Origin of the sequence: Pseudodesulfovibrio piezophilus C1TLV30 (assembly GCF_000341895.1) — a bacterium.
Lineage (GTDB): Bacteria > Desulfobacterota > Desulfovibrionia > Desulfovibrionales > Desulfovibrionaceae > Pseudodesulfovibrio > Pseudodesulfovibrio piezophilus.
The window spans coordinates 1,543,563-1,567,980 of the sequence record NC_020409.1 but is presented as its reverse complement, the minus strand read 5'-3'; the positions used below and the strand labels follow the sequence as shown (position 1 = coordinate 1,567,980).

Genomic DNA, 24,418 nt, shown 5'->3' with positions numbered 1-24,418 from the left:
TCATGTTCGGTTCATTTATCAAGAAATCTCGCGCCAAGTCCCCGTGGATCATGCACTATGACTGCGGAAGCTGTAACGGCTGCGATATCGAGGTCCTGGCTTGCCTGACTCCGCTTTACGATGTGGAGCGGTTTGGTATTATCAATGTCGGTAACCCCAAACACGCTGATGTGCTTCTGGTTACCGGCACGGTCAACCATCGCAATAAAAAGGTGCTCAAAAACATCTATGACCAAATGCCCGAGCCAAAGGCCGTCATCGCCATAGGCGCTTGTGGTAATACCGGCGGTGTTTTTCGCGAGGCCTACAACGTCGTTGGCGGCGTTGACAAGGTTATTCCCGTGGATGTCTACGTTCCCGGTTGTCCGGCCAAGCCCGAAGCCATTATTGACGGCGTTGTCGTCGGTCTTGGCAAGTTCGCGCAAAAAGTGGAAGAAGCCGGCTAGGCTGCAACACGAGGTGAATCATGAAAGGTAAAGTAATTGACGTGACCATTGACACCATTGTCGGTGAGGTCATGACTATGAAGAATGATGGGCAGCGTCTGATCACGTTCTCGACCTATCAAGAGGACGAGAGCAGGATTGGCATCCTGTATCATTTTGATAAGGATTTGGAAGTGACCCACCTGCGACTCGTTGCGGATATGGATAAACCCATCCCCAGTGTGTCCGGGGTCTACTTCTCCGCTCTGTTGGTGGAAAATGAAATTCGTGACCAGTGGAACGTCTCCTTTGACGGCCTGGTTCTTGACTTTAATCGTACGCTCTATCTTGACCCCGAGGTCACCCAGGTTCCGCTGGTGTCCAACGTCAAGATCGAGCCGAAAAAATAGGGGGCTGAAATGGCAACTACCGTAATTCCCTTCGGTCCTCAGCATCCTGTCCTGCCTGAGCCAGTGCATCTGACGCTCAAGGTTGAGGACGAGATCGTCAAAGAGGCCATTCCGGCTTTGGGCTATGTCCATCGCGGGTTGGAGAAATTGGCTGATATCCGTGATTTCAGACAGATGATTCAGGTCTGTGAGCGCGTGTGCGGGATTTGTTCCATGATCCACGCTGTGTGCTATTCCCAGGCTGTCGAAGAGCTTATGGGGGTCGAGATTCCCAAGCGTGCAGAAATGCTGCGGGTCATTTGGTCCGAGCTGCACAGGACCCATTCCCATTTGCTTTGGTTGGGACTTTTTGCCGATGCATTCGGTTTTGAAGCTCTCTTCATGCAGTTCTGGAAGATTCGTGAACGGATTATGGATATCAATGAAGCGACGACAGGAAGTCGTGTGATCGTGTCCGTCAATGTCATTGGCGGAGTGCGTGCCGACTTGTCGCCCGACCAGATCCGATGGATTCTATCCGAAGTCGATATAGTGGAAAAGGAAGTCCGCGCTCTTCAGGATACCATCATGAATGATTATTCGGTCAAGGCCCGGACCGTTGGCGTGGGCGTTCTGACCAAGGAGCAGGCCTGGGAACTGGGTGCAGCCGGTCCTATGCTGCGTGGTTCCGGGGTTGCGCAGGATATGCGCATGCTCGGTTATGGCGGCTATTCCGAGATCGATTTCGAACCCATGGTGGAAATGGCTGGCGATTGTTGGGCACGTTCCACTGTGCGTTTTCGTGAATGCCTGCAATCCATGGACCTGGTTCGTCAAGCTATCAGCAAGCTCCCCGAGGGCGAGTTGAACGTCAAGGTGAAAGGGAACCCGCCCGAAGGAGAAGCGTTCATGCGTGTTGAACAGCCTCGTGGCGAGTGCATGTACTATATCAAAGGTAACGGTACCAAGCATCTGGATCGACTGCGTATTCGAACCCCCACATTTGCCAATATCCCGCCGCTTCTGGCAACGCTGCCCGGCTGCGAATTGGCTGATGTGCCGGTTATCGTCCTTGCCATCGACCCGTGCATCAGTTGCACCGAACGCTAAGGAGATCGCCATGCTGTTTACACCCACTGTCCTTAAGAACCTGATCAGGAAACCGGCGACTAGGAACTATCCCTCCGAGGTCCGGGAGCCTTTTTCCAAATATCGGGGTGAATTGATCATAGACATTGATTCATGCATCTTTTGCGGGACCTGTTCTCGCAAATGCCCGAGTCAGTGCATAACGGTCACCAAGCCGGAAGCCACATGGGAGTGCAACCCGCACGCATGTGTTTACTGTGGTGTTTGCGTGGATAATTGCCCGACCAAGTGCCTTTCCATGAAAAATGTTCATCGTAAACCGATGACGGAACGCATTACATGGATTGAGAAAGGAACGCTTCCAAAACCGAAGAAAAAGGCATCGGCTCCGAAAGTAAAGGATGCTGCGGCCAAGGATACGGCTTATCCCGAGAAGAAAGCCGATGCACAGACAACGGGAAATGACGTCAAACCCGTGACCAAAAAAGGCGGTATGAAAGCCGCTCAGAAAAAGAGTTGATTCAAAGAATTGAGAGTGAACTCATCCCTCCAGCCCCGGACAGGAAACTGTCCGGGGTTTTCTTATGCAGAGAAATTGGCTCTGGTTCATTGGGAAAAAACGTCGCAAGAAAGGTATGAAATACAGGTTGAGACTCTTGAGTGGACAATCTCCCGTGTCACAATTGTCATCAGGGATGTCACGAAAGTGTCTTCATGGGGACACCTTTTCATCTTAGCGTGAGGGCAATCGTGGTAGGAGTATTCATGCGTGGTGATTCAATCTGTCGGGACGCACCCTGTCTTTGCTGCAAAGACTCCTGCTTTACTTCCCTGTTTGGCATCAGCAGAAGGGGACTTGCATGAAAATGAGTGAAAAAAGTGGGCAGGTCGTTGCAACAGAACCTCAGTCGAGACGGTCGCGGCGGTGGGCATTTCGCGAAAAAGGGATTCTCATCGCTTTGTGTGGCGTGCTGGTGTGCCGTTCATTCGGATTGGGGTTAGGCAGCACGCTGTGTCACGGTCTATTGGTAGCAGCTCTGGGGGTGCCATCGCATAAAGTGGATTTCGGTTCCAGTCAGGCGCAGTAAGGCTCGATGAATGTCCTGGTCAGGTGGAGCTTTTTTCACACATTCTACGAGTCGTTCACAAATGGTGGGGGGGGACTCCATATGCAGCAGTGACACCGTATCGGCCCCCTTTGAAGGGGGCGCAAGGCCTGCTGTTTGTGAATGGGGTATCTGTGTGCGTCAGGCTTTTTTGCTTGAGTCGTTGGTTCGCCCCGTGCAGAGAGCTTTCAGTGTCTTCTTGATACCGTTCTTGTCGATTCCAAGCAGGGCACGGAGTTCTTTCTGTGTGCCGTGTTCTATGAATTCATCAGGGATGCCGAGTCGTTTGATGGTCTTGCCGTCAGAGGCTCCCGCTGCATTGAGAAATTCCATCACGGCAGAGCCGAATCCCCCGGCAAGAGCATTTTCTTCCACCATCAAGATGATATTGAATCGTCCTGCAAGCTCCAGAATGTGTTCTTCAGGCAGGGGTTTGACAAAGCGGGTATTGAAAACAGCTATATCCAGGCCGACTTCTTCCAACTCCATGGCCGCTTCCACGGCAGGGTAAACACGTGAACCGATGGTAATGACTACGGCGTCAGAACCATCTCGCATCAGTTCCCCTTCGCTGAGTGCAATTTTCTGCGGTGTTTTCGATACCTCGGCTCCGACGCCGGTTCCTCGGGGATACCGGATGGCACATGGTCCGTCATATTCAAAAGCGGTTGCCATCATGCGAGCCAATTCAGCTTCATCTTTGGGGGCCATAACTACAAGATTGGGAATATGGCGCAGGTAGCTGAGATCAAAGGCCCCATGATGAGTCGCACCGTCTTCCCCGACCAACCCTCCTCGATCAAGGAAAAGATTCACATTGAGATTTTGCAGGCAAACATCATGCACGATCTGATCATAGGCGCGTTGCAGAAAAGTGGAGTAGATGGCAACAGCCGGTTTGTATCCCTGGGTGGCGAGGCCCGCCGCAAAGGTCACGGCGTGCTGTTCGCAAATACCCACATCCACAAACCTCTCCGGGTAGTTCTGGCGAAAACATTCTGTTCCTGTGCCCTCTGGCATTGCAGCGGTGATGGCCAGTATCTTGTCGTCGCGTTCAGCCAGGTTGCAGAGGGTCGCGCCAAATATCTCCGTATAGGAAGGGAGCCCACTCGCGGAAAACTTGCTGGCCAAACCTGTTTCCGGGATAAATGTCCCAACACCGTGAAAATGAGTCGGGTCTGACTCAGCTGGTTCGTATCCCTTCCCTTTTTTTGTCATGACATGGACCAAGACCGGTTTGTCGAGTTTTTTTATCTCGTTGAAAACCTTGATCATCAATGGCGTATTGTGTCCATCCAGCGGCCCGACGTAAGTGAAGTGGAACGCTTCGAAAAGAATACCGGGCGTAAAAAACGATTTGACGGAATCCCCATATCGTTTGGCATAGCCAGCCAGGTCATCACCAATTTTCGGGATGCCGCCGAGCAATCCTTCCACATCGCTTTTAAGACGCTGGAGGAACGGGGTGGTCATTTTCCGGCTCAGGAATTGTGACAGCGCTCCCACATTTTTGGAGATGGACATTTCGTTGTCATTGAGGACAACCACCATTTTTCGGCCGAGATCGCCAGCCTGGTTCAAGCCTTCGAAGGCAAGACCGGCAGTCAGCGACCCATCCCCGATAACAGCGATGACATCATTGTCTTCGCCTTTGAGGTCACGGGCCATGGCCATACCCAGAGCCGCAGAAATGGATGTGGAGGAGTGGCCCACTCCGAAATGGTCGAAAGGAGATTCTTCCGGTCTGGGGAATCCACTCAGCCCACCTTTTTGACGCAAGGTGTGGAATTGATCTACCCGGCCGGTGAGCAGCTTGTGGGCATAGGCCTGGTGGCCGACATCCCAGACCAGTTTGTCCGTACCGATATCATAGGCACTGAAGAGAGCGAGTGTCAGTTCGACCACGCCGAGAGAAGGCGCCAGATGACCTCCGTGTCCCGAGACCTGGGTAATAATGGTGGCACGGATCTCTCCGGCCAGTGTTTCCAGTTGCTCAACCGAGAGTCTCTTGACGTCGGCTGGCTCCTTGATCTGCGAGAGGAGTGTTTTGTTCATGGGGGCATGACTCATAGGGCGAAGACTCTAAGCCAATCAGTAGACTCTGTCTACAATGTACCGGGCCAAATCCGCCAGGAATTGATGTTCGGCTCCGGCATACGTTGTCAACCGTTCGAGCGCACTGTCCACATGTCTTCGGGCCAATGCTTTGCTTTTGTCCAGTCCGATGAGCGCCGGGTAGGTTGATTTTCCCATAGCCTCATCACTTCCGGCAGGTTTTCCAAGGGTTTCCGTATCACTGACAACATCAAGGATATCATCAACGATTTGAAAGGCGACGCCTATTGCCTGGCCATATTCGCGCGCATTTTCGATATCCGCTTCAGTCGATCCGGAGAGAATCGCGCCACACTCGCAGGCCGCAGTAATCAGCGCTCCTGTTTTCATGGCATGCATGATGCGGAGTTGCTCAAGGGCGACACTCGTGCCGCCGGTCAGTTCCATATCCACAGCCTGGCCACCGACCATACCGCTTGCACCGGCTGCATGGGCCAGTACGGCTATGGCTCGCAGCACCCGATCAGCAGGCAACCCTTTGACAATGGATGCGGTGGACATCAATCCGAACGCTTCGGTCAGGAGGCCATCTCCGGCCAGGATGGCTGTGGCTTCATCAAATTTTTTGTGGTTGGATGGTTTTCCCCGGCGCAGGTCGTCGTCATCCATGGCAGGCAGGTCATCGTGAATAAGCGAGTAGGTGTGAATACATTCCAGACTGGCTGCGAAAGGCATAACCGCGTCCGTGATGGTGGCCTCGCCAAGCATTTGAGCCCATGAGAGGGTCAGGACAGGGCGTAGTCTCTTGCCTCCTGCCAACAGGGAGTACTCCATGGATGCATGCAGTCGAGCAGGAATACCACGGTCTTTCATGGCTGCTTTGAGATAGGATTCCACGACTGCGGCGCGTGAGCCTAACTGCTCCTTAATCATCATCAGCTTCTGTCTCCATGGTTTCAAGCGCCTCGAATTCCTTGACGAGTCCTTCGGATACCAATTTGACTTCATGGCGGGCATTTTCCAGTTGTTTGCCGCAGGCCTTGGTCAATTTCAGTCCTTCCTTATACAGGGCCACACCTTCCTCTAGAGGGAGATCGCCGCGCTCCAGCCGTTCCACTACCGATTTGAGTTTGTCTAATCTGTTCTCAAAGGTTTCTTGTGCCATATATCATTCTCCTGCGGGAGATTTGTTCTCTGTTCACAGAGGGATTGTAACTAAATTCATTTTCGATACAGGGGACTGAACGCTGTCAAATCGTGTTCAGTGCCATTGGGAGACCAGACACTTTATTAAAGGCTGGAGAGCGGGCCTGGGGTGTTGAGATTCCCCTCTTTCATGGATGCGCTTGCCTTTATCTGGTAGGAGCGGACCATTTTGAAAAACGCATCGCAGTCGGACTGTTTCTTCCGTTGATGATGCTCATGGCTTGTCTCCTACTGCAAAAGGGTATCAACGCTGTTCGTGAACAATGGGGCCGGGTCGACCAATTGGCCGAGGACGGAAACGGAAAGGTGCAGGTGGGGACCAGTGGCACGGCCCGACATGCCGGACAGCGCTATGGCTTGCCCTCGTTTCACCTGATCACCTTCCTTGACCATGGGTTTGGACAGGTGAAAATACATGGAAACGACCCCGTTCCCATGATCAATGTAGATTGAATTCCCGGCATAATAGTGGTCACCAACAAGAATAACCACGCCATCGGCCACTGATTTGACCGGATTCCCTATGGGAGACCGGAAATCAAGCCCCCGGTGCGGATTCTTGGGTTTGCCGTTGAGAATGCGCTGGACTCCATAGAGGCTGGTAACCTTGCCCTGAACCGGCCGTTCAAGTGGCAATTGCCATGTGCGTTGTGGCGAGACTGTTTCCTTAGCCTTGGAGGTGGCAACCCTATCAGCCTTGATACGTTCATAGACTGACTCGGGTGGTGTCACCATTTTTTCCGGCAGTGTCAGAATCTGCTTTGGATAATCCACAGGAATAATCTGGACAGTGCGGCGAAAAGTGTTTTCCTTGCCGTTGATGGACGCTATGACGGAGAGTTCCTCCTGTCCGGGTTTGGCAGTCAAAACATCGGTACCGAGCAGGGTCATCGCCACATGGTGATCGTTCCAGACGGAGATGGATGGGACAACTTGCTTCCCTTGCCAGTTGATGGAGACGGAATCCAGCGGTTGGTCAGACGTCAGTCGAACTATAAAGGCTTTACCCAGACCGATGCGACTTGGGGCAGCAAGGACGATGGCGGAGTCGGCAGAAGTCTTTTCCTGAGTTTCCATCTGGGCGGCCTGGGCATCCTTGGGCAGGATGAAACCGATGTCATCTCCGTCTTCCAGGCCGAAATCCTGAGCCGGAACCGTGGCTGGTACAAGAGGTAATGTCAGTGCGGTGACGAGAAATATGAGCAAGATAAGCCGTTTCATCTGTTCTCCTGAGAGTCTGTATTTTCGTTGGTGACAACTGCGCTAATGTGTCCTTCTTTCACTCTGATATCAAGAGCGTCGCCCGACGTCACCTCTTTCGGGTCACGTAAAAAATCGCCTGTCTTTTTTACCCGGATCAGGGAATAGCCGCGTTGCAGAGGTGCCTCCGGATCAAGTCCGCCAAGGGTTGCGGTCGAGATCTCACATCGTCGTTCTGCTGTGTCCAAAAAATGTGTCATGGCCTGATGCATCTGTTTGGCAAGCAGAGCTGTTTCACGACGTTTTTCTTGAATGACAGAGGGGCCGAAGGCACGCATCAGGCGGGTGCTTTGCTCTACAATCCCCATTTTTTTTCGTTCAAGGTGATCCGGGCCATAGATTCGGTTTAATCGCCATGCAAGGTCTTTGGTGTCCGAGTTCTTGTCATGGATAAGGTCGTGCCCCGCATCCTCAAGGCGCGCCAGCAAAGTGGTGAATCGGTCTTCCATCCTTTCCAGTTTACGCTCGGGAGACAGCCAGCCCAACGCCTTGCGTAGATGTCTGAAATTCGTAGTTTTGGTCAGGAACCACTGAGTATACAGTCGTGTCAGGTTCATGTCGAGGTCATCCAGGCGCTGAGCAAGCGTTTCCCTGCGCGGCCAGAGTTCCTGCGCCACATGACTTGGGGTGGCAGCACGTTTGTCAGCCACGAAATCAGCAATGGAAACATCGGGTTCGTGCCCGACTCCTGTTATCACGGGCAGGCGCATGCGAAAAAGGGCATCTGCCACCGGTTCCGTATTAAAGGCCCAGAGGTCTTCCAGTGATCCGCCCCCACGAATGAGGACAACGACATCTGCCCAGTCCTCGGCATCGACCAGGTCAAGTGCCGCTGCTATTTGTGATGGAGCATTCTCTCCTTGGACCAGTGTGGGGTAGATTCTGATTTCACTGCCGGTGCCACGAGTATTGGCAATGCGCAGGAAATCCCGGATGGCGGCCCCGGATGGCGAGGTGACGACGGCAACCCGAGCCGGGTTACTCGGAAGTTCAAGTTTCCTTTCGTCGTCGAAATATCCTTTGGCAGAAAGGGCTTTCTTGAGAGCTTCGAAGGCGAGAGCCAGATCGCCCCGACCCTGGTCCTGCACCAGTTCGGCGACCAGCTGGTACTGACCTCTTGGTTCGTAGACATTCAGCCGTCCGGCACAAAGCACTTCCATGCCGTCGTCAATGGTGGTTCCGGTCAGACTGGTGGCACGCGCTTCTTCTTCCACTTCCCCGGTCAGAGGATTGATAGTCTCATTCCCCAGTGTCACGGGCGTCGCAGACTTTTGGGAAGATTTGAACCAGACCACGGACACGGCCGCATCGCCATCGGTCAAGGTGAAATAGAGGTGCCCGCTTGCAGGGCGGGACAGGTTTGTCACATCGCCGCGTACCCAGACAAACGGAAATTCCGCCTCCAACAGGTTCTTGACTGAGCGGGTCAGCTCACTGACAGTGAATATGGCGGACAAAAAAACCTCCTGAAAACGCGCTTCTCCTTGGTACGAAGCTCACGGTAGCACTCACCCCCCTATGGCACAACCGCAAACAGTGCTGGTCGGACACCAAAGAAAAACCCCGGCAGAGTGGACCTGCCGGGGCTGTTTAGACCATTGAAAACCGGATTACTTGAGGTAGCTATCCAGGATTTTCTGGTAGGTTCCATTGGCCTTGACAGTGTCGAGAGCCTTCTGGAACTCGGCGATCAACGCATCCGGGGTATCCTTGTGGAAGGCGTAGTAGAGACCTCCGTTTTTCAAGACGTATGCGACATCAAAGTCTGCGGTATTCATACCAGTCTGTTTGATTTGGAACATGGTGGAAGTCTGCTCGTATGCAATGGCGTCTATGCGGCCCTTGTCGAGTTTCTTCAGGTTGGAATCCATCTTGGCGGTGATGTCCATGTTCCCTTCGCCCACACCGTTGGCTGCGAGCATTTCCATACCGATATCATCGCGGATGACACCATAGGTATATTTACCCAGGTCGGCTGCGGAGTCGATCTTCACGCCGGAGCCTTTCTTGGTAATGACAGAGATATTGGTTTCAATATAAGGGCCGACCCATTTGAAAAGGGGTTTGCGGGCATCAGTCAGCGTCATGGAGAACAGGCAGGTGGCTGGCTGACTCTGAACGCGCTTGTATCCCTGGGCCCAGGGCAGAACAGAGAAGTCCTTGGTGGTTTTGGAAGATCCCATTTCCTTGAGCATTGCGGAAAGAATTTCCACGGATATACCGGTCACCTTGCTGCCGTCATCGTAGTTGAACGGCGGATATTGTTCAGTCATGAATGTTATATCATCAGCACCGGAGGCCATAGCCGTGCAGGCAATGCCAAGCGTCAGGACCAAAGCGCCAATGAGTGTCAAAACTTTCTTCATGTGTCTGTCTCTCCTATCTCTCTGTTATTATGACAAATGCCGGACATCCGGCCTTACCTCTTCAGTTGGTCGATCAAACCTTCCAGGTCGGCAACCAGATTTTTGAGATCCTCCACACCGTCTGAGGCCACGTGCATGTCGCGGCTTGTCTCGTCCGTGATGGAGTTGATTTCATCAACGCTCCGCGTAATTTGTTCACTGGTAGCGGATTGTTCTTCGGCGGCAGTGGCAATGGATGCTATGCGGGTGGAAGTTCCTTCCACCAATCCGAGAATTTTATCCAATGCGGTGCCCGACATGCTTGCCAATTCAGTTGCCTTCTTGACAACCTCGTCAGCTTCCTTGGTCGTTTCTCCACTCTTTTTCGCGCCCGAGCGAATACCGTTAATGGATTCCTCAACCTGTTTGGTCGCATCCATGGTCTTTTCTGCCAGCTTGCGGACCTCATCCGCAACAACGGCGAAGCCGCGTCCGGCTTCTCCGGCTCGGGCTGCTTCAATGGCCGCGTTCAAGGCAAGCAGGTTGGTCTGATCGGCTATATCTGAAATGACTCCGAGAATCTGTCCCGTATTTTGAGCCTGACTGTTGAGGACGGTCATGTTCTCCATCAATTCATCAGTTTTGCTGTCCACTTTGCCAATGGCTTCCACGGCTTGCCGGACGATGTCAGCCCCTTCTTTGGCCTTGTTCATGGCCTCTTCTGCTTGAATCGATGTTTCGCCAGCATTCTTGGCCACTTCCATGACTGTTGCATTCATTTCTTCCATGGCGGTGGCGGTCTCTGCAGAACGGGCAGATTGACGCTCTGCCCCTTCGCTGGTCTCAATGATTTTTTCGCTGATATGGTGTGATGTCGAGTTGATTTTTGAAACGATCCCCTCAAGCGTCCTTGCCGCTTCCATCATGCCTTCCTGACGGGCTGATTCAGCCTGAAGTCTGGCGGCATCGGCCTGTTGCGCGGCATCTTTGGCCAGTCGAGTCTGTTCTTCCGCTTCTGCCTGGCGTTCCTGAACTTCATCCATCTTGTCGCTCAGGGAGCAGACCATGCTTTCCATGGCATCCTTGAGCACAAGGAGTTCATCAGTATAGTGACCAGTTACCAACGTGCAGGTCAGGTCTCCTCCCCCGACGCGAGCGGCAAATGCCTGTATGCGTCCAAGAGGTTTCATCACAAAACGCCGTATGAAAAAGGCCAGGACGAGCACAATGGCGAGATCAATGGCAATGGTCTTGACAGCAATCCCGTAAATGGATTGCATGAGTGCTTCGTCCATGAATTTTTCAGTGATCAGGACGGTGACGTGTCCAACCACTTTCCCCCTGCGGAGAATGTCCGCTTCGGTTGTGACGAATTTTCCTTTGATGGCTGTTTTTGTTTCTACAGGCTTCCATTCTTTGTCACGAGTCATGGCCGCGAAGATGTTTTTACCACCTTCTTCGTGCACGAGGATTCCGTAGACTTCGTGTTCCTTCATCTCACTTTTCAATGAAGTAATGGCGCTGTCGGAGTCATAGTCCCACAAGGCGGAGATCAGGTGCTGCTCCAGGCGTTTCCTTATGTTTTCGCCTTTGCGCTCCAACTGTGCGGTCATGGCCGTTTTGCTGGTGATATATTCATACACACCGAATCCAGTGAGGATCGTGGTGACGGCAAAAACAATGACCAACAAAATCTTGAGCTCCAACCCTCCCCTCATCTGGGAGGGGGCTTTTTTCTCAGGAGTTTCAAGGGCTGTTGCTGTGGGTTCAAATGTATTCATGGGATCAATACCGATTTTTATATGTTTTATTCCATATTTACTTTATTATATTCTGATGAGCAGAACCTTTGGGGCAATTTGTCCGTTTTTAGCCAACTTTGTCAATGAGAGATTGTCGTTTTTTGTAGCTATTCGGTGTGTTTACAATATTGAAAAGCGTCTTGTTGTTTTTGACAAAAAAGGGCAGGGAGGTCATGCAGAGGTTCTGAGCTATTCTTTAGCTTGAAAGGAGAATACATAATTCAATAAAACTGATAGCATGGCACACTCAGAAAAAGGCCCAAGCGATACTTGGGCCTGAGTCGGAAGAATCTTCTGGTGAGCCTTTCAGACTTTTCAAGTATGAAAAGTACAAAAGTGTCGCTAAAGATCCAATCCCCATTGGGACCAAATCTTTTTGCGCCAAGCGACAAAAGCTTCGGCAAAGCCTTCAAGAGGCAGTTCCGATTTTTCTCCGGTCTTGCGATCCTTGGCTTCAATGATGCCATTCTTGAGTCCCTTGCCGCCCAGAACCAGTTGCATCGGATACCCCACGAGGTCGGCATCGGCGAATTTGACGCCCGGACGCTCCTTGCGATCATCGTAGCAGGCATCAATACCCATTTTCATGATTTCGGTATAAAGTTCTTCTGCCTTGTCTGCCACATCCTGGTCCTTGCCGCCGAGTGATATCAATGCCACTTCAAAGGGGGCGATGGACGGAGGAAAACAACAGCCGTTCTCATCGTGATTTTGTTCAATGGCAGATGCCACTATCCGGGAAACACCTATGCCGTAGCAGCCCATAATCATGTGCTTTGATTTGCCATTCTCATCAAGGAACGTTGCTTCCATCTTTTCCGAATATTTCAGGCCCAGCTTGAAGACATGGCCGACTTCGATGCCCTTGGTAAATTCGACTTCACCGCCGCATTCCGGACAGGGGTCGGTTTCTTCAATGACACGAAGGTCGGCAAATTGCTCAATGGTGCAATCCCGCTCAAGGGATACGTGAAGCAGGTGGGTATCAGCCTTGTTGGCTCCGACAACCCAATCTGTCCCGGTACATAATTCCTGATCTGCAAAAATTCTCAGACCTTCAGGCAGCCCCACTGGCCCGGCAAAACCAACAGGCGCGCCTGTTTTCTCTTGAACTGTTGCTTCATCGGCCATTTCTATCTCATTGCCACCAACCAGGTTGCGTAACTTGATATCGTTGAGTTCTCTGTCTCCTCGGACAAGGGCGAGGACCGTCTCTTCTCCATCAATGGTCAGCAATAACGATTTGATCAGTTTTTGGGGCTCGACTGAAAGGAAAGTACAGACTTCCTCAATGGTTTTAGCTCCGGGAGTGGCTCTCGCTTCAATCTCCGGACAGGGCGTCCCGCTTGCATTAGGTGTCCCTTCAGGGAGAACAACACGTGCTTTTTCCAGGTTTGCGCCGAATTCGCAGGACTTGCAGGATGCGATAGTATCTTCGCCGGTGTCTGCCAGGACCATGAACTCATGGGAAAAGTCACCACCGATGGCACCGGAATCGGCCTGGACCGGTTTGAATCGAAGTCCGATACGGGCGAAAGCAGCCTTGTAGGCTTCAAACATGGCCCAGTAGGATGCTTCTGCTCCAGCCTCGTCCTTATCGAAGGAATAGGCATCTTTCATGATGAATTCCCGGCCGCGCATGAGGCCAAAGCGGGGGCGAATCTCATCGCGGAATTTTGTCTGTATCTGGTAGAGATTAATGGGTAATTGCTTGTATGATTTGATCTCGCCGCGCACAAGGTCAGTGATGACCTCCTCGTGCGTGGGGCCGAGGCAGTAATCGCGGCCGTTGCGGTCATTGAGCCGCAGGAGTTCCTTGCCGTAGTAATCCCAGCGTCCGGTCTCGCGCCAGAGGTCGGCGGGCTGGACCATCGGCAGGAGTACTTCCATGGCTCCGGCTCGGTCCATCTCTTCACGGATAATCCGGGCGACCTTGTTGATGGATCGCAGCCCCAGGGGCAGGTAGTTGTAGATGCCGCTGGTGAGCTTGCGGATCATGCCCGCGCGCATCAACAGTTTGTGTGAAACGACTTCGGCATCAGCCGGGTCTTCCTTGAGAGTCGGGGCATAATAACGGGAAAGACGCATGGTGTTTATGAACTCCTTTCTTTGAGAAAAATCTCTATTTCTTTCATGAATTCGGGAAGGAGATTCTCGTCGCCCTTGACTTTGCGGACGACCTCTCCCTTGCGGAAAATGATGCCAAGACCTCGGCCCCCGGCTATGCCTATATCAGCTTCTCTGGCTTCGCCTGGGCCGTTTACTACGCACCCCATGACTGCCACGGTAAAGACTTCCTCCACGTTGAGAAGGGCTTCCTCGACTTTTTCAGCCAGTTCTATGAGCCGGATTTCAGTCCGGCCACAGGTCGGACAGGATATGATTTCCGGGCCACGCTCCCGTCGTCCCAGGGAGCGGAGAATTTCATACGCCACACCTATTTCGGCAACCGGGTCATGGGTCAGGGAAACCCGAAGAGTATCACCGATCCCTTCGTACAGAAGAATACCGAGACCCACAGCGGATTTGACAGCGCCGCGAACAAGTGTCCCCGCTTCGGTAATCCCGATATGCAGTGGATAGTCCACCTTTTCGGCCATGAGTTGGTACGCGGCAATGGTGTTGAGCACAGAGGATGTCTTCAGTGAAATTTTGATATCATGGAAACCTCGTTTCTCAAGCATGGAAATATGGCGCAGCCCCGATTCCACCATCGCTTCCGGCGTGGGGCCGCCATACTGCCGCAGGAGGTCCTTTTCCAGTGACCCTCCATTGACACCGATGCGAATGGGAGCCCCATGCGCCATGGCTGCTCGGACCACTGCGTCGACCCGATGTTCATTCCCTATATTACCGGGGTTGATCCTCAGTCCGTCAACACCGGCATCCAGTGCTGTCAGCGCCAGCCTGTGGTCAAAGTGGATGTCGGCAATGAGTGGGAGCGGTGATTGGTCGCAAAGGGCAGAAAGAGCCGCAGCCGCTTCATCGTCAGGAACTGCCACCCGGACGATCTCGCATCCGGCATCCGCCAGTTGCCGAATCTGTGTCATGGTGGAAAGGATATCTCGGGTGTCCGTGTTGCACATGGACTGGACGCGCACCGGGTTTTTCCCGCCGATGCCCACGTTCCCGACATTCAAGGTGCGTGTTCGGTTTCGTTTCATAGGGTGTGGGACAATACGTTATTTCGTGAGCCAAGCCAAGAGGCGCGGTAGCAGGTTTCGTATTGGGCAGGGCGTGTGGGGAACCGTTTCTGCCGAGGAGCATGGGGCACGAGAGGGAAGTGCCGTGCAGGAAGCTGCTCTTTGGGCCAAGTGACATTGGGATTGTCCGAAAAAAGAGCATTGGGGCGGTGAACGGCACAGAACTCAGAGCGTGGACATCCGGCAAAAGATGTCCACGAAGCTGTCTCAATTCTTATTTGGCGCAACATTTTTTGTATTTCTTCCCGGAACCACATGGGCACGGCTCATTACGGCCGATTTTCCGTTCCTTTCTGACCGGCGGGCCTGAAACCATGGTGCCATCCACGTAGCGCCAGTGCTCCCCGATCCGTTTGAATTCACCACGTTCTCGATGAATCAGCGCTTCATCATCTATGGCGTACTGGGCAGAAAATTCGACGATGCCTGATTCATCACCTTCGCCTCCGGCCCAGGTTTCATGGACCTCCAGTCCGAGCCAGTTGGCGCGTTCGGCCCATTCCTTGACTGATGAATCATCATGGCCTTCCAGAGCCTCGGGAGCCAGAGATTCCTTAAGGTAGTCCATATCCTTGAGAACATAGGCCGTGTAACGCGAGCGCATCAAAGCTTCGGCTGTAGGAGCGGGCTTTTCCCCTTTGATAAGGGGGGAGCAACAGTCGGCGTATTCCTTTTCGGAACCGCATGGGCATGCATTGGTCATAATGGTATCCTTATGGGCTGATGTCCGGGGTATCCTTGGACCGGCAGAAATCTTTGCCGGAACAGGACTGCCATGGGCGCGTCACCTTCAAAACAGCCTCGGTTGAGTTCAATGAGATGAGTGGAATATAAAGAAAGCCGCCAAGGTGTCAATTCAGATGTGGGGTGTTGCGAAGTTCTCCTGCTCATGGCACCGTGCGGTCATGATTCGCATTAATGACAACCTCACTCTTCCTGACGATGAAATTCGGTTTATAAATTCACGCAGCTCCGGACCGGGTGGGCAGCATGTCAACACCACGGACACGCGTGTGACCCTGCTTTTCAATATAGAAAAAAGTCGGAGCCTGACCCCGTTACAGAAGGTCGCAATAAAGGGAAAACTGCGTCGTCGGATCGACAAAAGAGGAGTTTTTCGCGTGACTTCCCAAAAATTCCGTAGTCAAAAGACCAACAAGGACTCTGCCATTGAGCGCTTTGTGGAGTTGATGCAATGGGCGTTGACGCCGGTCATGCCTCGAAAGGATACGGCTGTGCCAAAATCGGCAAAACGACGGCGGCTTGACCGAAAGCGTCGTACCAGTGAACGCAAGCAGCAGAGGAAAACCCCCAATGTGCGTGGGGAATATTGAGTTTTTGAGAGAGGGACGAACAATTACGGAATAAGTTCGAGTTCCTGAAGAGCCAGAAAAAGTTCCCGGCTGACCCAGGCATCCGTGGCCGCGTAGGATATCTGCTGCTGGGTCAATTTTTCCTTGGCCCAATTCGAGCATTGGGCTGATTTTGAGATGCGGAATCCAAGAAGATTGGCAGCCATATTTCGTAGGCCATGTGTCTGCATGCTCGCCTTGGCGCTGATGTCGGAAAGGTCGATGAACCCGGCGGGATCAAAATCGGCCAGTCGTTGCAGACCGAGGATGTCATCACGGACAGCAACACCTGTTTTGGTGATGCTCTCATCGGCAAGCAGGTCGCACAATCCGTCGCACAGCCTCAGGATATTTATTTGAAAAACATAGACCTGTTCAGCTGTCGCCAATTGGATTAATGATGGTGGGCCTGGTTTTTTGCCCTTTTTGAAGACTGGCCTAGTCTCGGTATCAAAACCGAGAATAGTCTCTTTTGCCATTTCCTTGAGGGCCTGGATTCGTTGTTTTTCGGTACGGACGACCGTGACCGGTCCCTCGTATCGACGCAGGGGCATTTCATTGATATCGGCCTTGGAAAAGACCTTGAGGTGGTGTGCGGGTATTGTTGCGGACTTGGTCATGCTTAAGAATCTTTTCGGGGTTGCCCCGTGGAAGTGGATGAATGTTTCTATATTTTTCCCCTGTTCGTCAAGCCCGGCGTTGAAAAAGTCTCTTTTTAGGGATGGATTTCCCGTTTCAGAGGCTTTTTTCAGGTCAATTGTCCACAAATTGCTTCTGATAGCAGGGAGTCCGATTCTGTCTCCACCAATAATTTCCATTGCAGAGGTCCATGGGAGCTTCGCTGCCGCGTCCGATGGATTTCAGGTTGTTTCTGATCTGTAAACGATAGGCTTGTTCGAGTTTGGCGACTGTTGTCCTGAGAGAGAGTGGGGTGCTGTCCAGGCTTTCAAGTTGGCGGGAGACTTCGTCGGACAGGATGGGCTGGCCCGGACTTGTCGCCATATATTTTTCAAGGAGTGTTTGAGTGGCGCTTGCGGCTTTTTTTCGGGCATGAGCCATGGCGGAAAAGAGCGGGGCTTCCCAAAGGCGGTCGTCTTTTTTGAATGCCATATCCATGGTCGAGATGCATAAGTCGTTCTTTCCTGCGTAATAGAAAGAAATTCCCGCCTGGGCCAGGTTCGAAGCAAACAGCGCCGTCCGGCTGGGGGGCGTTTGTGCCAACGCCTCTTCAAAGGCGTGTGCAGCTGCGCGGTAATAGGTGTTTGCTTTGTCTTCCTTGAGGAAAAAAGAGGCGGACCATGCGCGTTCAAAATTTTTCCGCCCCGAACGGAGCGCATTCCCTGCAAGGGCGCTGGTGGCTGCCAATATTACCAGGAGACAGACTGTCGTGATGAGGGAGAATCGTTTTTTCATGAAAAGTGGTTCCTTTTTATGGCAGGTACGCTCGTGCAATTCTAAAAACATCTTCGTAGGCCAGTTTATTTCTGATGGCCAGGGACATCTCCATTGCCATGTCCATCTTGCGTCCTGTTTCGGTGACGGCATTGTCTCGGATACTTTTGAGGTGGTATGCCAGAAAGTCTGCTTCGAAGTTGTCTATGGCCAACGCCACGGCTTCGGAAAAGAATCGGGAACCGAGGTGGGGCAGGAAACGTTCGAGACTTTGCTTTCCCTCGCGTCTTGAGTACATGACGAAAAAGAGCAATTTGACAAGCAGTCGGTCCGCCATGAGCTTGTGGTTGACCGAAAGCAGGATATTCATGTTGACGCCCTTGGGTTTGATTGCATCGAACATGGCGGTTGCCATGTCGAGTGCCCTGTCTTCGGAAATTAGCGGTGCCGCGAATTTCGAATCCATACGGACGAGCGTGATACGTGGATTTTCTCCAGAAGCAATGGCAAAGGCTGCGATACGCATGAGATCAATCTTTCGCCCATAGTCTTCGAGCTGGGTTTCTTTCTTGACCTGAGCGAGTCGGCGTATCATATCCGAAGACAGTGAAGAGAAAACCGTCTCCAGCAGGTGAAGAATATATGGCTCCTCAGTATGCGATCTCTCTTCATCAATGATTGTCCGGCCTTTTTTGGTATCCATGATTTTCTTGATGGAAAGCCAATAGGCGGCGAGTCCTTCGAAGGGCATCTCAAGTATATCAAGCTTCAGTGGTTTTTGCGTGTCCATATCTGACCCGGGCTTGACGTTGAAATCAAAAAGGCACACCTTGTGCCGCAAGCGCAGTATACCAGAATCTCACAAGAAAACAAAGACGGTCTCAACCGCAATCTTATATGCTCAGTTATCCGTATTTCGACCCGATCATGATTTCCGTCGGTCCCCTGCATTTGCGTTGGTATGGTATGATGTACGTTTTCGGCGTAGTGACCGGTTGGCTCTTGGGGCGCTACAGGGCGCGAAAACCGTGGAATAAAATGACTCCGGTGAAAATGGATGATTTTATCACCTGGGCCGTTGTCGGTGTGGTGTTGGGTGGTCGTCTCGGCTATTGTCTGCTCTATAACCTTCCTTATTATTCGCAGCACCCATTGAAAATATTGTATGTGTGGGAAGGGGGCATGTCCTTTCATGGTGGACTGCTTGGTGTACTCGTGGCCTGCTGGTTTTTCGGGCGAGCCAATGACATGCTTTTCAGGGAAATCGGTGACTTTGTTGCGCCGCTGGTTCCGCCCGGCCTTTTTTTCGGACGTCTTGGCAATTTTATCAACGCCGAATTGTGGGGACGTCCCACTGATGGCTGGTGGGGAATGGTCTTTCCCGGTGCCGGAGGATTCCCCCGGCACCCGTCACAGCTCTATGAAGCAGGGCTTGAAGGCGTGTTGCTTTTCATTGTTCTGTGGTGCTACTCAGCCAAGCCGAGGCCGCGAGGGTGTGTGGGGGCGATGTTTGTGCTTTGCTATGGAATTTTCCGATTCATCGTCGAGTTTGCTCGAGAGCCTGATGCCCAACTCGGTTTTGTCGCGCTCGACTGGATGTCCATGGGGCAGGTACTCTGCCTTCCCATGATTGTTTTTGGCGCGGGGTATTTGGTATGGGCCTCCAGAAAAGAGTCGGCTCATCCAACTCTCGAATCCTCCAGCAGGTAACCTGAGAGGCAAAGGAATCTGTCCCTCTAGCATCATTTTTGCTTCTTGTTGATATGATGCCATAAAAGAGATGCTCTCATTCGACAGGATGTTTTTTGCAAACGGTGAAAAGACAGAAGAGGAAATCGCCTGCGGCGGCATTGTTCGGTGATTTTGTCTCCGATGGCTCACGAGCTGTACCTGTGAGCATTCCATTCTCATCTTCGGCGAACGAAAACCATAGAGACTATGGGAAGTGTTTTTTTCCAGTAAAAAAACTAGAAGCCATTTTCCCTTGGGGATTTTGTCCATTTGTCAGGAGTTATGGGGAACGCCTTGCTTCTTCAAGGGGACCTTTTTTGATGGCATTGTCGAATTGGTTCCGTGTCTGTTTGATTTATTCCGGTTGGTTCACCGGTCTGCGCCACAGCATTTCATCGATGACAATTTCAAAGAGTTTGTCCCAATGCTTCCCGGTTACGTACAGGGTGCCTGTTTTTTTGTCATAGGCAATACCGTTGGCCACTCCGGCATTGCTGGAGAGGCGGGTGCGCAGGGGAGTGAGGTCTATCCATCCCTGGACGATACCCGTTTTCGGGGCGATAATAGCTATGGTGTCGGATTTCCAGACGTTGGCGAGAATCATACCACCGACATACTCCAATTCGTTGAGCATTCGTATCTGGCGGTTGCCATCCTTGACTGTCACGGAGCCGACGAGGGCAAAATCGTCAGGTCGATGAAAGTGCAATGTTGCCTTGCCTGAACTGAGGATGAAATTCGTCTCGTCATAAGTCAGTCCCCAGCCTTCGGTGGAGTCGCCTCGTTGCCGATAGGCAAAGCTGGCCATTAGTTCCAATGTATCCATGGAATGGATGAACCCGGTGCCGGAAAGCCAGGTGAGCATAAAAATTTTGCCATTATATTGTGTAATGCCTTCGGCGAAATATTTTCTCGGCGTGGATTGGCTGTGGATGACCGTGCCTGTTTGAGGGTCGAGAATGGAGAGAAAAGATTCCCCGAACCCCCCTGATGATTCGTAGAGGTGTCCGTTGGCAAAAAAAAGTCCCTGAGTATATACCTTTTTATCATGTGGGTGTTCGGACTTGATTCGTGCGATGTACATGGGAGCCTGGGCATGGCACACGGAAAGGGATGCGAAGATGGTGAGAATTGCCAGGATGCATGGTGAAAGAAACCGCTTCCCGCCTTTGTGCTCAGGAGGGTGCCCTGTGAAAGGCGAAATGGTTATGGAAGAATATGGGAAAAGGCGCATTGAGTTGTTTCCGTGTTGGGGCAGAATGAGTTCTCTTTGATGCCGGACAGAAGCTGCCAATTGTATCCAAACTCCGTCAGAATAGGAAAGAGGAAATTTGATGTCAAAGGATCAAGGGAACGAGGATGTCTGGTTCCGTGTCTGATTCCTTTTCAAGGGCATGGACTGCACAGAATGGTTTTTGGAAAAGAGTGCAACGGGAATGGGGGAGCGCTTGTTCTTTCAGTTCTGTCCTTTGACAGCGTTGAGTCCGCCAAGGGCAAAACGGACAAGATGCTGGACAAAGCTATTTCTATTCCCTTTCACGGCCGGACGTTTGAGACTCAAACGATCCAGAATGGGCTGGGTCAGGACGTGATCAAGCATCATGGCCCATATATTCGAACTGGAAAAGGCGAGCACCTGATCCGGTGTGTCCGGGCCGAGAATAGCAGCGACAATTTCGCGGAGTTCATTGGCGCGAGGCTCTACCTGTCGGTGAACGATAAAGTCGAGGTTGGGGCTTGGTTTTGCCATTTCCCGGAGGAAGATGGCCCACCGTTCATTAACCATCCCATTGCCGCGTTCATATATCTCATCCACCATCATTGTCAGATAGACCCGTAACCGCTCTTCCGGTTCCAGCGAAGTGTCGGTGCTGATGTCCGTGTGTTCTTCCATGGGAAAAACCTGCTCCAGGGCAGCGACATACAGGGCATCCTTACCTCCGTAGTGATAATTGACAGCGGCGACATTGGCGTTTGCCTTACCACATATATCACGGACGGTGGCCGCGTCGAATCCCTTGTCCGCAAAGACTTCAATTGCCGCGGCGAGGAGGGCATCTTTTGTGTTGACGTCAGTCTTGTCGTTCATAATGATTGTTTGCGGACTGTGTCCATCATGAAAAGATTAAACAATTAATTGAATTTAATATTCATTTTGCCACTATAAGTCAAGGTGCATGTTCGGAAACCCTCGGTGTGACTTTCCGTTCTGTGGCGTTCTTGAGTTTACCAGGAGATAATGCATGGAAGTGATACTTGCCGAAACTGCCGGATTTTGCATGGGAGTTGATCTCGCCTTGACCAAGCTTGATTCGCTTGTAGCAAGAGCCAACGGGCGGCCCATCTATATTCTTGGCCCCATCATTCACAATCCTCAAGTCCTGAAAAAGTATGCTGAACTGGGTGTCATAATTGCCGAAAAGCCCGAAGAGGTTCCGGACGGAACATATCTTGTGATTCGGGCTCATGGTATAACCCGGCAGGTGGAAGCCGAGCTTGCGGAGCGGGATATCATTATCAAGGATGCAACGTGTCCGCGAGTCAAGAAGGCCCAATTACTCATAGCGAGACATACTCGGAAAGGAGAGGAACTGCTGCTTTATGGTGAAGCGGATCATCCTGAAGTCAAGGGGTTGGTGAGTTATGCCGAAGATGGTCATTTTCTCTTTGAATCCGCCGAAGAATTGGCGAGCTACCCGCTCGTAAAGGACAAATCATATGTCCTTGCTGCCCAGACGACTCAGGACAGGGCGCTTTTTGATGCTATGACTCAAGAGCTTGCAGGTGATCCGACTCTCGATATAGTGGTGCTCAATACCATTTGTGATGCAACCAAACTCCGCCAGAGGGAGGCCAAAAGTCTTTCCAGCGAGGTTGATTTCATGGTAGTGGTCGGTGGCTTTAATAGTGGGAATACCCGGCGGTTGGCTCAGGTTGCCATGGATAATGGGACACCGTGCAAACATGTTGAGACGGTGGCAGATCTTGATCTTGACGAATTGACTTTCTATGAGCGGGTTGGTGTTACGGCCGGGGCTTCAACTCCCCGTCATCTCATTGATGAAGTGCTGTCTGCTTTGGAAAAAATGTAGCATATTCCACTTGTCGTGCTGGAAGTTGGCACGAACAAGGGGCCAGGCGGTTTGCGGAATGGATGGGATTCCACAAAGCTGACCCTGGCCCCGAGTCGTATGCCCATCGCGTTGTTTCCGACGTCGTCTGTGCGGTCCATGCATCCAAGGCAGTGGAGGGCGTTGGAGTGCGCGGCAGTCGATTTTACCTGGTCCAGGGGTGACGGAACCGGCGATAGGCTCACCCAGGAGAGGAGTACCAGTACGATGACAATGTCATCATTGTCAGCCTTACCTTAACAGACGTTGGGGAGTGTGGTATTATTATAATGCAGCGCGGGGATAGCTTTTGTAGTGCCGGACCGGGGGGAAAAACTCGACACTTGCCCAGGGGGCACTGACGGCATATCGAACAGTTCAATGGAAGACTAAAAGACAGGGAGATTCGCGTGGATATCAATAAAGCAATAGCAGATTTGAAGAAAGAGCCGGGATTTACCGAAAATGTTGGTATGATGCTGGTGCATAATGGCGTTGTCCGTGGTTGGTCGCGCAAGGACCGGACGGAAGTGACTGCCATCGAAGTGACACAGGATTATGAGAAGATCGAGGAAATCAGAAAAGAGATTGAAGCGTACGACGGCATCTTCAGGGCGGTCGCACATGCCAAGTCAGGAACCATGCTTCCCGGTGATGATGTCCTGTTCCTCATTGTGGCTGGTGATATCAGGGAAAATGTCAAAGCTGCGCTTGCCGATTTTCTTGATCGTGTCAAATCCGAGGCTGTGAGCAAAAAGGAAATATTTGCCTGATTTTCAACGATGAAAGATGCGATAGTCGCGGCTCGCATCTTTCAATGACTCGTCTCCGTTATGCCGGGGTTGATCGGCATGATGGAACCATTTATTGAATTGATTGGGCCTGACATTGATGTCTTTTATCTCTATGGCTCATATCCTGACTCAATGGTAGGGACCCCATGCACAAGCTCCTTGAAGATAAGCATGGTCGCAAGGCCAGCTATATGCGCGTCAGCGTCACAGACCGTTGTAACCTGCGCTGTACCTACTGTGCCGGTGAAGGACGTGAATTCATTCCTCACCCTGATATCCTGCGTTATGAAGAAATTCTTGAACTGATGGAACTTGCTGTGGGTTTGGGGGTGGAAAAGGTTCGTTTTACGGGGGGAGAACCTTTTGTTCGCAAAGGATTTGGCGATTTCATGATTCGGGCGGCAGCCCGGTTTCCCCAACTGGACTTGTGCGTCACTTCCAACGCCACCTTGATCGGGGAATATGTCACCCCTCTGGCCAAGGCCGGAATAAAACGGATCAATATTTCTCTTGATACGCTTGATCCCGCCATGTTCGAGAAGATTACCGGGCGTGATCTGTTTCAGGATGTTCGGGCGAATATTGATCGGTGTATTGAGGCGGGGATGACCGTCAAGGTCAATGCCGTCGCCATGCGTGGGGTCAATGATGGCGAACTGCCTGCATTTGTCGACTTCGCCCGTGAAAATGTCCTGGATATGCGTTTTATCGAGTTCATGCCTGTCGGTCTGGAGACTGGATGGGATGACAGCCGGGTTTGGAAATCCGAAGAAATATTGGCCGAGGCCATGGCCCTGGCTGAGATGGAGCCTGTTGTCGAGGCCGGGTGCGGACAAAGCGGACCTGCCCGAATGTTTTCCATTGTAGGCGGGAAAGGGCGTATTGGCTTGATCTCCCCCTATACCAATCATTTCTGCGCGACCTGCAACAGATTGCGGCTGACATCGAACGGGAATTTGCGCACCTGCCTTTTTTCCGACAAAGTGTACAAGTTGCGGGCAGTGCTGCGGAATCCAAAGCTTGGTCTGTCAGCAGTAGAGCGCATTTTGCGACGAGCCAGCAGGCACAAGCCCATGGGGTATGAATTGCTGGAACGGATGCCGGCTGGGCAGGGTGTGTGTCGGACTCGGATGGCATCCATTGGTGGTTGATGTCTCGG

Annotated in this window: 26 protein-coding genes; 11 read left to right on the top strand and 15 right to left on the bottom strand. The window is 52.0% G+C overall.

All coding sequences use genetic code 11. The features are described from left to right. Positions 1-2: 2 nt before the first annotated feature. The 5 genes from BN4_RS07510 to BN4_RS17705 all read left to right on the top strand — a co-directional run bounded on the left by BN4_RS07510 (position 3) and on the right by BN4_RS17705 (position 2,991). On the top strand, positions 3-446 hold the full coding sequence (locus tag BN4_RS07510; protein ID WP_015414777.1) for an NADH-quinone oxidoreductase subunit B family protein: 444 nt from the start codon (positions 3-5) through the stop codon (positions 444-446). A 20-nt stretch (positions 447-466) separates the two neighbouring features. Further along, complete coding sequence (locus BN4_RS07505; RefSeq protein ID WP_015414776.1) at positions 467-835, top strand: NADH-quinone oxidoreductase subunit C; 369 nt, start codon at positions 467-469, stop codon at positions 833-835. 9 nt (positions 836-844) lie between these two features. Further along, positions 845-1,924, top strand: coding sequence for a hydrogenase large subunit (locus tag BN4_RS07500; RefSeq protein ID WP_015414775.1), 1,080 nt, complete (start codon positions 845-847; stop codon positions 1,922-1,924). 10 nt (positions 1,925-1,934) lie between these two features. Next, positions 1,935-2,423, top strand: coding sequence for a 4Fe-4S binding protein (locus BN4_RS07495; protein WP_015414774.1), 489 nt, complete (start codon positions 1,935-1,937; stop codon positions 2,421-2,423). A gap of 340 nt (positions 2,424-2,763) precedes the next feature. After that, positions 2,764-2,991, top strand: a complete 228-nt coding sequence (locus BN4_RS17705; protein ID WP_015414773.1) for a hypothetical protein — start codon at positions 2,764-2,766, stop codon at positions 2,989-2,991. 159 nt (positions 2,992-3,150) lie between these two features. Here BN4_RS17705 and dxs read toward each other — a convergent pair whose 3' ends face one another. The 10 genes from dxs to BN4_RS07440 form a co-directional block, all read right to left on the bottom strand. Beyond that, entirely contained in the window at positions 3,151-5,064 is a 1,914-nt protein-coding gene (dxs, locus tag BN4_RS07490; RefSeq protein ID WP_231856589.1) for a 1-deoxy-D-xylulose-5-phosphate synthase, read from the bottom strand. Between the two features lie 36 nt (positions 5,065-5,100). Further along, complete coding sequence (locus BN4_RS07485) at positions 5,101-6,000, bottom strand: polyprenyl synthetase family protein (RefSeq protein ID WP_015414771.1); 900 nt, start codon at positions 5,998-6,000, stop codon at positions 5,101-5,103. Further along, a complete protein-coding gene (gene xseB, locus BN4_RS07480) occupies positions 5,990-6,229 on the bottom strand; it encodes an exodeoxyribonuclease VII small subunit (RefSeq protein ID WP_015414770.1) in 240 nt (79 codons plus the stop codon). The genes BN4_RS07485 and xseB overlap by 11 nt, the downstream gene beginning before the upstream one ends. Positions 6,230-6,498: 269 nt before the next feature. Further along, positions 6,499-7,491 carry a M23 family metallopeptidase gene (locus BN4_RS07475; protein ID WP_015414768.1) on the bottom strand — a complete coding sequence of 331 codons (993 nt, stop codon included), beginning with the start codon at positions 7,489-7,491 and terminating at the stop codon, positions 6,499-6,501. Further along, positions 7,488-8,987, bottom strand: a complete 1,500-nt coding sequence (gene xseA, locus BN4_RS07470) for an exodeoxyribonuclease VII large subunit (RefSeq protein WP_015414767.1) — start codon at positions 8,985-8,987, stop codon at positions 7,488-7,490. The genes BN4_RS07475 and xseA overlap by 4 nt, the downstream gene beginning before the upstream one ends. A 153-nt stretch (positions 8,988-9,140) precedes the next feature. Further along, positions 9,141-9,896 (bottom strand): substrate-binding periplasmic protein, encoded by a 756-nt coding sequence (locus BN4_RS07465; protein WP_015414766.1) that lies wholly within the window; start codon positions 9,894-9,896, stop codon positions 9,141-9,143. Positions 9,897-9,949: 53 nt separating this feature from the next. Continuing rightward, positions 9,950-11,656 (bottom strand): methyl-accepting chemotaxis protein, encoded by a 1,707-nt coding sequence (locus tag BN4_RS07460; protein WP_015414765.1) that lies wholly within the window; start codon positions 11,654-11,656, stop codon positions 9,950-9,952. 363 nt (positions 11,657-12,019) lie between these two features. Then, positions 12,020-13,765: a proline--tRNA ligase gene (locus BN4_RS07450; protein ID WP_015414764.1), complete on the bottom strand. Its 1,746-nt coding sequence runs from the start codon at positions 13,763-13,765 to the stop codon at positions 12,020-12,022. Between the two features lie 5 nt (positions 13,766-13,770). Then, entirely contained in the window at positions 13,771-14,841 is a 1,071-nt protein-coding gene (gene ispG, locus BN4_RS07445; RefSeq protein ID WP_015414763.1) for a flavodoxin-dependent (E)-4-hydroxy-3-methylbut-2-enyl-diphosphate synthase, read from the bottom strand. A 253-nt stretch (positions 14,842-15,094) separates the two neighbouring features. Next, positions 15,095-15,583, bottom strand: coding sequence for a YchJ family protein (locus tag BN4_RS07440; RefSeq protein WP_015414762.1), 489 nt, complete (start codon positions 15,581-15,583; stop codon positions 15,095-15,097). 202 nt (positions 15,584-15,785) lie between these two features. Here BN4_RS07440 and arfB point away from each other — a divergent pair, with 202 nt between their 5' ends. Beyond that, positions 15,786-16,214, top strand: coding sequence for an alternative ribosome rescue aminoacyl-tRNA hydrolase ArfB (gene arfB / locus BN4_RS07435; RefSeq protein ID WP_041720807.1), 429 nt, complete (start codon positions 15,786-15,788; stop codon positions 16,212-16,214). A 23-nt stretch (positions 16,215-16,237) separates the two neighbouring features. On the opposite strand, the gene BN4_RS07430 is transcribed toward arfB, so the two are convergent. The 3 genes from BN4_RS07430 to BN4_RS07420 form a co-directional block, all read right to left on the bottom strand. Further along, a complete protein-coding gene (locus BN4_RS07430) occupies positions 16,238-16,852 on the bottom strand; it encodes a 3'-5' exonuclease (protein WP_041720806.1) in 615 nt (204 codons plus the stop codon). A 133-nt stretch (positions 16,853-16,985) separates the two neighbouring features. Further along, on the bottom strand, positions 16,986-17,645 hold the full coding sequence (locus BN4_RS07425; protein WP_015414759.1) for a hypothetical protein: 660 nt from the start codon (positions 17,643-17,645) through the stop codon (positions 16,986-16,988). 16 nt (positions 17,646-17,661) lie between these two features. After that, positions 17,662-18,414, bottom strand: coding sequence for a hypothetical protein (locus BN4_RS07420; protein ID WP_015414758.1), 753 nt, complete (start codon positions 18,412-18,414; stop codon positions 17,662-17,664). Positions 18,415-18,521: 107 nt separating this feature from the next. Here BN4_RS07420 and lgt point away from each other — a divergent pair, with 107 nt between their 5' ends. After that, entirely contained in the window at positions 18,522-19,334 is an 813-nt protein-coding gene (gene lgt, locus BN4_RS07415) for a prolipoprotein diacylglyceryl transferase (protein WP_015414757.1), read from the top strand. 376 nt (positions 19,335-19,710) lie between these two features. Here the strand turns inward: lgt and BN4_RS07410 are convergent, their stop codons facing one another. Both BN4_RS07410 and BN4_RS07405 read right to left on the bottom strand, forming a co-directional pair. Then, positions 19,711-20,589 (bottom strand): glutaminyl-peptide cyclotransferase, encoded by an 879-nt coding sequence (locus BN4_RS07410; protein WP_015414756.1) that lies wholly within the window; start codon positions 20,587-20,589, stop codon positions 19,711-19,713. Between the two features lie 222 nt (positions 20,590-20,811). After that, on the bottom strand, positions 20,812-21,444 hold the full coding sequence (locus tag BN4_RS07405) for a TetR/AcrR family transcriptional regulator (protein ID WP_015414755.1): 633 nt from the start codon (positions 21,442-21,444) through the stop codon (positions 20,812-20,814). A 154-nt stretch (positions 21,445-21,598) separates the two neighbouring features. Here BN4_RS07405 and ispH point away from each other — a divergent pair, with 154 nt between their 5' ends. The 4 genes from ispH (at position 21,599) to moaA (ending at position 24,410) form a co-directional block, all read left to right on the top strand. Beyond that, a complete protein-coding gene (ispH, locus tag BN4_RS07400) occupies positions 21,599-22,447 on the top strand; it encodes a 4-hydroxy-3-methylbut-2-enyl diphosphate reductase (RefSeq protein WP_015414754.1) in 849 nt (282 codons plus the stop codon). 62 nt (positions 22,448-22,509) lie between these two features. Then, positions 22,510-22,650 (top strand): hypothetical protein, encoded by a 141-nt coding sequence (locus tag BN4_RS17700; RefSeq protein WP_157871302.1) that lies wholly within the window; start codon positions 22,510-22,512, stop codon positions 22,648-22,650. 225 nt (positions 22,651-22,875) lie between these two features. Beyond that, positions 22,876-23,238 carry a molybdenum cofactor biosynthesis protein MoaE gene (locus BN4_RS07395; protein WP_015414753.1) on the top strand — a complete coding sequence of 121 codons (363 nt, stop codon included), beginning with the start codon at positions 22,876-22,878 and terminating at the stop codon, positions 23,236-23,238. Positions 23,239-23,405: 167 nt separating this feature from the next. After that, positions 23,406-24,410 carry a GTP 3',8-cyclase MoaA gene (gene moaA / locus BN4_RS07390; RefSeq protein ID WP_015414752.1) on the top strand — a complete coding sequence of 335 codons (1,005 nt, stop codon included), beginning with the start codon at positions 23,406-23,408 and terminating at the stop codon, positions 24,408-24,410. Positions 24,411-24,418: the final 8 nt, after the last annotated feature.